This window comes from Gemmiger formicilis (assembly GCF_016901605.1).
Taxonomy (GTDB): domain Bacteria; phylum Bacillota; class Clostridia; order Oscillospirales; family Ruminococcaceae; genus Gemmiger; species Gemmiger formicilis_B.
The window spans coordinates 1-7,863 of record NZ_JACJKP010000147.1; the positions used below are offsets into that span (position 1 = coordinate 1).

General features: G+C 62.7%; 6 protein-coding genes. 1 reads left to right on the top strand and 5 read right to left on the bottom strand.

The window, feature by feature from the left end; translation table 11 throughout:
• Window positions 1–35: 35 nt before the first annotated feature.
• The 5 genes from H6B10_RS10975 to H6B10_RS18735 form a co-directional block, all read right to left on the bottom strand.
• Window positions 36–860, bottom strand: a complete 825-nt coding sequence (locus tag H6B10_RS10975) for a tyrosine-type recombinase/integrase (RefSeq protein ID WP_204651644.1) — start codon at window positions 858–860, stop codon at window positions 36–38.
• Window positions 861–1,080: 220 nt separating this feature from the next.
• Entirely contained in the window at window positions 1,081–2,211 is a 1,131-nt protein-coding gene (locus tag H6B10_RS10980; RefSeq protein WP_204651645.1) for a metallophosphoesterase, read from the bottom strand.
• Between the two features lie 119 nt (window positions 2,212–2,330).
• Window positions 2,331–3,728 (bottom strand): NADPH-dependent glutamate synthase, encoded by a 1,398-nt coding sequence (gene gltA, locus H6B10_RS10985; protein WP_204651646.1) that lies wholly within the window; start codon window positions 3,726–3,728, stop codon window positions 2,331–2,333.
• Between the two features lie 2 nt (window positions 3,729–3,730).
• Window positions 3,731–4,573 (bottom strand): sulfide/dihydroorotate dehydrogenase-like FAD/NAD-binding protein, encoded by an 843-nt coding sequence (locus H6B10_RS10990; RefSeq protein WP_204651647.1) that lies wholly within the window; start codon window positions 4,571–4,573, stop codon window positions 3,731–3,733.
• 131 nt (window positions 4,574–4,704) lie between these two features.
• Window positions 4,705–6,480 (bottom strand): hypothetical protein, encoded by a 1,776-nt coding sequence (locus H6B10_RS18735; RefSeq protein WP_204651648.1) that lies wholly within the window; start codon window positions 6,478–6,480, stop codon window positions 4,705–4,707.
• A gap of 166 nt (window positions 6,481–6,646) precedes the next feature.
• Here H6B10_RS18735 and H6B10_RS11000 point away from each other — a divergent pair, with 166 nt between their 5' ends.
• The gene (locus H6B10_RS11000; RefSeq protein ID WP_204651649.1) at window positions 6,647–7,837 is read left to right on the top strand and encodes a hypothetical protein; all 1,191 of its coding nucleotides are present in this window, start codon (window positions 6,647–6,649) and stop codon (window positions 7,835–7,837) included.
• The last annotated feature ends 26 nt before the right edge of the window (window positions 7,838–7,863 follow it).

Sequence of the window (7,863 nt, forward strand, 5' to 3'; positions counted from 1 at the left end):
AGCTTTTTGCAACAAAACCGTACTTTCGTAATACATTACAGCAGCAGGTGCATCCGTTCAAGCAAACGTTGATGTTCTGCGCCGGATTCCATAATATAAATGCGCGTTGTTTCGATGCTGGAATGACCCAACAGGTCCGCCAGTTTCGAGAGGTTTTTTTCAATTCCGTAAAAGGTCCTGGCAAACAGATGCCGCAAATTGTGGGGGAACACCTTTTTGGGTGCCACACCGGCCTGTTTGCACAGGGCCTTCATTTCTTTCCAGACCGTGATCCGGTCCAGGGGACGGCCCGTCCGGGTCACAAAAACCGGTCCCTGGCGGATATGCTGGCGCCGGCACCAGCGTTCCAGCCGGTTGCACAGCTGGCCGGGAAGCAGGATCTCCCGGCATTTGCCCTTGCAGCGGATGGCCGCACGGCGGCGCTGTACCGCCTCCACCGTAATATAAACCAGTTCCGATACCCGGATGCCGGTAGCGCAAAGGGTCTGCAATACCAGCAGGGTCCGTTTGCGGCCGGTCAGGCGGGCGGTTTCCAGCAGGCGGAAATATTCGCCGCGGTCCAGTTCCCGCCCCGCATCACAAAAGATGCGGCGCTGGCACTTCAGGGGTTTGGCCTTGCCCCCGGGGTTTTCGCAAAATTCCTGGTAGCCGTTCACGGCCGCCAGCATGGCATTGACACTGGACGCCGCATAGCCCCGTGCCACCAGGCTGTCCCGCCAGGCCGCCACCGTCTGTTTGTCGGGCTTCTTCGGGGCGCCTGTCTCCCGGAAAAAGCGGTTCAAATCACGGATATATTTTTCAATGGTCCCGGTGCTGTATTCACGGGCTGTCATCCAGTCACGATAGCCTTGTATGCTCATACACATCTCTCCCTTTCCCATCATTTTCTCCCCGTGTTTTCCAAACCTTCCACGTCCTGCTGCGGGGCGCCGTCCCCAAAAGCCCGTCCCCCTCGGCACGGGTTCCCTGCGGGGCGGGCTTTAAGGCACCGCCTTGCTCAATTGCACAAAGTATGGCTTGCAGTCCTGCTGGTTATACCAAAAAACCGCGGCGTCCTCATCCTCGCCGCGATTTTCTGTGTCATGTTTCGGCACGCTGTTCCACCGTCACGCAGACGATCTCGGTGTGGCCCTGGGTGCGCAGCCGATAGCCCCAGGTACCGGTGCCGCCGCTTACGATGGCCGTACAGCGGTCACTTACCCGCTTTTGGCCGTAGTTGCGCTCGTTGCGGGCGGCCATCCCCACCGCACCGGCGGGCCATACCTGCCCGCCGTGGGTGTGGCCGCTCAAAATCAGGTCCGCACCGGCGGCCGCCGCGTTTTTCAGGTCCCGGGGTTCATGGTCCAGCCAGAGGGTGTAGTGTTCATCCGGCCCGCCGGGCAGCAGTTCCGCCGCCGTACACCGGCGCCCGCCGGTATACAGGTAGTCCTTGCGGCCCACGACCCGCACAGGCCCGGTCAGCACGGCGGTATCTTCCAAAAGGCGCACCCTCGCTTTCGCCAGGGCGGTTTCCAGCGCGGCCCGGTCAAAGCTGGGTTCCCGCCAGTGGTGGAACAGATCGTGGTTGCCCAGCACATAGTATTTGCCCAGGGGCGCTTCCAGTTCCCCGAACAGCGCGCAGAAGGCGGCAAATTCCTCCCGCTCGGTATATTCGTCAAAGATATCCCCGGTAAACACCAGCAGGTCGGGGCGGCACGCCTGGATCTTTTGCCGCAGTTCGGGAATACGCCCCCGCTCCATGGCCGTACCTGCCCGGGGGTGCAGGTCGCTGACCTGCACAATGGTCAGCCTTCCGCCGGGCAGCGGTTTGGGGGTGGTCAGCCGGTAGCGGGTGGTGCAAAGGTGCATGGCCCTGCGGCGGCCCCACCACCACACCAGGGCAGTGAGCAGCCAGGGAGTCAGCCCTTCCAGCCAAAGGACCTGCCACACCGACCGGAACGGTTCCCCCAGTACCCGGGTGGCAAGGCCGATGAGGTTGCCCACGCAATAAAACGCCGTAAGGTAGCCCACCAGCACAATGCCCAGCCCCAGCGGGTCCCGGGCCAGCCACCCCAGCAGGGCCACCAGCAACAGCGGCAGCCCGTAGTACAGCAGCGGCCAGGGGCTCAGCCAGGCCAGCGGCGGCAGCTGCAGGAAGTTCCAGTACAGCAGCCCGGCCAGCGCCGCCTGCCCCACCCGGGGCAGAAAAAACTGAAAAAACGGATGATACATGCAAGCCCCCTCCCGCGGGGCGTAATTCCAAACACCTTTTGCGTCGGCGGACATGCGCCGCCCCGGCGAAAAAACAGGAAAATCCCGCGCCGGCGGGCGCGGGATATCCCAAGCAGTTTTTACTGTTCCTTTTCTTTGATGGCCTTGTCGATGGCCTTGGCGGCTTCCTTGCCGGCGCCCATGGCCAGAATGACGGTGGCCGCACCGGTGACGGCGTCGCCGCCGGCGTAAACGAAGGGCCGGCTGGTCAGGCCGTCGGGGCCGTTGGTGATCAGGCAGCCGTGACGGTCGGCGTCCAGGCCCGGGGTGGTGGAACGGATCAGCGGGTTGGGGCTGGTGCCCAGGGCCATGATCATGGTATCCACTTCCAGGGTGAACTCGCTGCCTTCCTTCACGATGGGACGGCGGCGGCCGGACTCATCGGGTTCGCCCAGTTCCATCTCCACGCAGGTCATGCCCTTTACCCAGCCGTTCTCGTCGCCCAGCACTTCCACGGGGTTGGTCAGCGTCTTGAAGATGATGCCTTCCTCCTCGGCGTGCTCCACCTCTTCCTTACGGGCAGGCAGTTCGGCCATGCCGCGGCGGTAGACGATGTAGACGGTCTCGGCGCCCAGGCGCTTGGCGCAGCGGGCCGCGTCCATAGCCACGTTGCCGCCGCCCACCACGGCCACAGCCTTGGACTTCATGATGGGCGTGTGGGAATCTTCCTTGTAAGCCTTCATCAGGTTCACACGGGTCAGGTACTCGTTGGCGGAGTAGACGCCGTTCAGGCTCTCGCCGGGGATACCCATAAACCGGGGCAGACCCGCGCCGGAGGCCACATACACGGCCTCGAAGCCGTAATCGTTCATCAGTTCGTCGATGGTCAGCACCTTGCCGATGACCATGTTGCACTCGATGTCCACACCCAGTTCCTTCAGGCCTTCCACCTCATGCTGGACGATGTCCTTGGGCAGACGGAACTCGGGGATGCCGTACATCAGCACGCCGCCGGCCACATGCAGGGCCTCGTAGACGGTGACTTTGTAGCCCATCTTGGCCAGGTCGCCCGCCACCGTCAAACCGGAAGGACCGGCGCCGATGACCGCTACCTTGTGACCGTTGGGGGTGGGCATTTCGGGCTTGGTATGTACGTTTTCACGGTACCAGTCCGCCACAAAACGCTCCAGACGGCCAATGCCCACCGGCTCGCCCTTGATGCCGCGGACACATTTGCCCTCGCACTGGTTTTCCTGGGGGCAGACGCGGCCGCAGACGGCGGGCAGCGCGCTGGATTTGGCAATGACCTTGTAGGCTCCCTCAAATTCGCCCTTGGCAACGTGGGCGATGAAGCCGGGAATATCAATATCCACCGGGCAGCCGGAGCGGCAGGGGTGGTTCTTGCACTGCAGGCAGCGCTGTGCCTCGTTCACGGCCATTTCGGCGGTGTAGCCCAGGGCCACTTCCTGGAAGTTCTTGTTGCGCACATTGGGTTCCTGGCTGGGCATGGGGCATTTTTTCGGGTCCATGTTGGGCATGATCACTGCACCTCCTGTTTCAGCAGATTGCACTGGGCATCCCGGGCATGGGCCTCAAAGGGCTTATACATGGTGCCGCGATGCATGGCTTCGTCAAAGTCCACCTCAAACCCGTCAAAATCGGGGCCATCCACGCAGGCGAACTTGGTCTTGCCGCCTACGGTCAGACGGCAGCCGCCGCACATACCGGTGCCGTCCACCATGATGGGGTTCATGGAAACCACAGTCTTGACGTTGTGGGGCTTGGTGGTCTTGACCACGAATTTCATCATGATCAGCGGGCCGATGGCGATCACTTCGTCGAAGTTGGCGCCTTCCACGATCTTCTGCTCCAGCGGGGCGGTCACAACGCCCTTCTCGCCGTAGGAACCGTCGTCGGTCATGATGATGAACTCATCACAGCAGGCGCGGAACTCCTCTTCCAGAATGACCAGGTCCTTGTTGCGGAAGCCCACAATGCCGGTGACCTTGGTGCCCTGGGCGTGCAGGGCCTGGGCCACAGGCAGGGCGATGGCGCAGCCTACGCCGCCGCCTACCACGCAGACGTTCTTCAGGCCTTCGATCTCGGTGGCTTTGCCCAGGGGGCCCACAAAGTCATGAACGGCCTCGCCCTCTTTCAGGGTATTCAGTTCCATGGTGCCGGCGCCCACCACCTGGAAGATGATGGAAACCGTCCCGGCCTCGGGGTCAAAGCCCGCGATGGTCAGGGGGATGCGTTCGGAATCTTCTTTGGCACGCACAATAATGAACTGGCCGGCCTTCGCCTTTTTGGCGATGAGCGGCGCATGAATCCACAGTTCGGTGACGGTGGGGTTCAGTTCCCGCCGTTTGATGATAGTGAACAAAGCGATCTCTCCTTCTCCTTGTTATTTTGTTAGTTGTCTTTTTATTGTAACCGATTTGCGCGGCCTTGTAAAGCACGAAGCCGCGGCAATTCTTTGCAGGTTTTTTGCAGCTTTTTGCAACGGGCCGTTCCTTACCCCGCAAAAGCCACCCGGGTGGGGTGGGGGTTCTTCCACAGGGTATAGCCCGCCGGGCAGGCAATGTCCGTGGGTTCCAGCCCGGTGGTGTCCAGCGGCACTCCGTCGGCCACCAGGATCCAGTCGGCCTGCGTCAGGTCCTCATAGGGGCGCCCGGGGTATTCGGGGCCGGGGGCTTCGGTTTCCAGGTCCAGCACGCCGTCCTCCAGCAGGCCCCAGGCCGCCAGCGTTTCGTACTCGCAAAGGTAAACGTCCCGGTCCAGATAGGTGTCCATCAGCTGGCTGTCCCGCTGGCGCACCCCGTTGGGCAGGAACAGCACGGTGCCTTCCAGGGTTTTCAGGCTGTCGTTCAGGTCGCTGGCCGCCTGCATGGTGCTGGTGTCGATGCCGTAGGCCCAGCGGTTGATCCGCCATTCCCCGGCGTAGCAAACCACGCAGAGCGCCAGCGCCGCAGCCGCCAGCCCCCGCCGGGCCTTGCGCCGTACCAGGGCCAGCCCCAGCAGCGCCGCGCCCGCCACAATGACCACCCGCCATACCAGCAGCCAGCCCGCAAAGCTCAGCACCGGCAGCCGGTCCAGCCGGTCGGCCACAAAGTCAAACCACTGCAAAAAGGTGTTGTCCCCGGCGCCGGGGCCGATGTCCCGGCAAAGGACCAGAAAGCCCACGCCCCACACCGCGGTCAGGCCCGCCAGCAGACGGCGGCGCACCGGGGTCAGGTGATCCAGGGCATCCATGGCCGTCAGCAGCAGCGGGATCAGCAGCGGTTCCAGGTAGCGCATGTGCTGCCGCGGGGAATCGGACCCCAGGTCCTCCCGCACGGTGATGCTCCAGGCCACCACGCCCACCCCGATGCCCAGCGCCAGCAGCACCAGCAGGGGCAGCTGGGTGCGGCGGGGGTCGGTGCCGGGGCGGGGGCGCTGCAGCCCGCACAGGGGCAGCAATACCGGGAACACCCCGAAGGCCAGCACGGTGAACAGCAGGTCACAGACCACCGCAAAGGGCAAAAACGCCCACTGTTCGGCGGTGATCCAGCCGGTCTGGTTGTAGGAATTGCCCAGCCCCGCAAACAGGGTGGCTTTGGCCAGCAGGAAGCAGGCCGCAAAGGTGCCCAGCAAGGCGGCCACTCCGGCCAGTTCCCCTTTCCAGGCCGTGCGGTCGTGCCAGACCACCCAGGCCCGCAGCAGCACCCAGGCAATGAGATAATACAGGGCCACTTCCTTATTAAGATAGAGCAGATAGCACCAGACCCCGGCCAGCGCGCACCAGACGGCGCGGTTCCGGGCCGTGGGCGCTGCCATGGCCCGCCACAAAAAGTAGATCTGCCACAGGGAGAGGGGCAGGAACACCGTTTCGCTCATAAAGGTAGCGCAGGCGGCCATGGTGGGCAGCATCGCCGTAATGCCCACCAGAAACACCGTGCGGCGGCGGGTCTGGCCGGTGGCACGGCAGAGGGCGTATGCCGGGAACACCGCGCTGGACGCCCAGGCGGCACCCAGCCAGCCGATGGCCGTGATCTGGGCGGCGGTGGTTTTCAGTGCCAGGGCGGGCAGGATGCACAACGGGTACAGGATCTTCTGGTAATCGCTGGGCATGTTGCGCACCCGCAGGCCGCGGCCCTGCCACAGGCTGCGGGCAATGTCCAGGTAGCGCACCTCGTCACTGTACACCGCCAGTTCCCGGGGATAGCTGCTCAACAGCCCGTACACCACGGTGCACACCGCAAACAGGGCCAGCACCCACAGCCAGCCCTTGTGTTTTTTGGCCATCGTCATAGGTTTGTGTTCCTCCGTTTGGTTACTAGGCCCATTATACGGCACGGGGGCGCGCAAGTAAAGAGGCGCTCCCCGGTTGATTTTTTCACAAAAACTTCGTGACAAACCACGTAGGTTTGTGGTATACTATGAAGGTTACAAATCGGAAACAACCACATGGAGGTGCTTGACCACGCGATCCCACTCGTTTCGACTGTCCCGGCTGATCTGGATGCTGGGGATTGTACTGGCCCTGTTGTTCTGGGCCGCCCCGCGCGCCGCGGCCGAGGACTATGATACCACGCTGGACAAACTGGGCCGGCTGCAGGACCTGGCCACCGAATACGCTGCCGAGCATGACGGCGACCCCATTCTGCTGACCCTTTCCTACACCCGTACCGGAAGTTACAACACCTCCATGTGGCAGCTGACCGCCGGCGGCCGCGATACCGAGTTCGACGCCTACGTAGCGGAACAGGACGCCGAACTTTCCTCCCTGCAGGGGATGACTACCGTCACACTGCCCAACGGCGAGAAAATCGATTTCGGGCATCTGCTGGCGTCCATGAACCTGGTGTATAACGGGCTGCCCATCACCGGCAGCTGGGGCGGCGACTGTATGGAACTGGCCCAGGCATATTACGGCCAGGCCAGCGATGCCGCCGGCTACGCCGATGCCATGCGCGATACCTTTAATATAGACGACGACGGTTCGGTGAGCAAATTCGGCGACCAGGACCTGCGGGCCGATCTGGACTCGGTGGTGGTAGGCTCCCAGCTGACCAAGGACACCGACATTGCGGACGCCCTGCGCAGCTACTACGACGGCCTGACCGAGTATGACCGTGCCTACCAGTTCATTTCGCTGAGCTTCGGCACGGTGGATACCTCCTCCAGTGACTTTGCGGATACCGTGTATGACTGCCTGCTTTCCGACTCCGGCATGCAGCTGCTGTTCTATATGAACGGCATGTGGACTCCCTCCGGCTGGTCGCTGGACGAAAACTACGCCCCCGCGGTGCGGGGCGCCACCGACCTGCTGGCGGAATACCTGTCCGGCGCGGTGAACGGCGAAAAAGTCAAGAGCGAAACCAACGACCGGCTGGTGGCCATGGGCGGCCAGGCGCTGGCCGATGCCCTGACGGCCCTGGGTGATACCGAGGCAGCCTCCGAGGCACTGAACGCCACCGAGAGCGATTCCTCCGGCAGTTCTTCCTCCTCCAGCACCAGCGCAGTGCTGGAAGATGCCACCCACACCCTGCAAAGCAGCTTCAATGTAAAGATCTTTGAGCTGGTCCTGCTGATCGTGGCAGCCATTGCCATCTTCTTCCTGATCATGAGTTGCGCGCTGTTTGTTTCTCACCGGCGCAAGAAATAAAAAAGCCCCTTGCGGGACCGAAATAC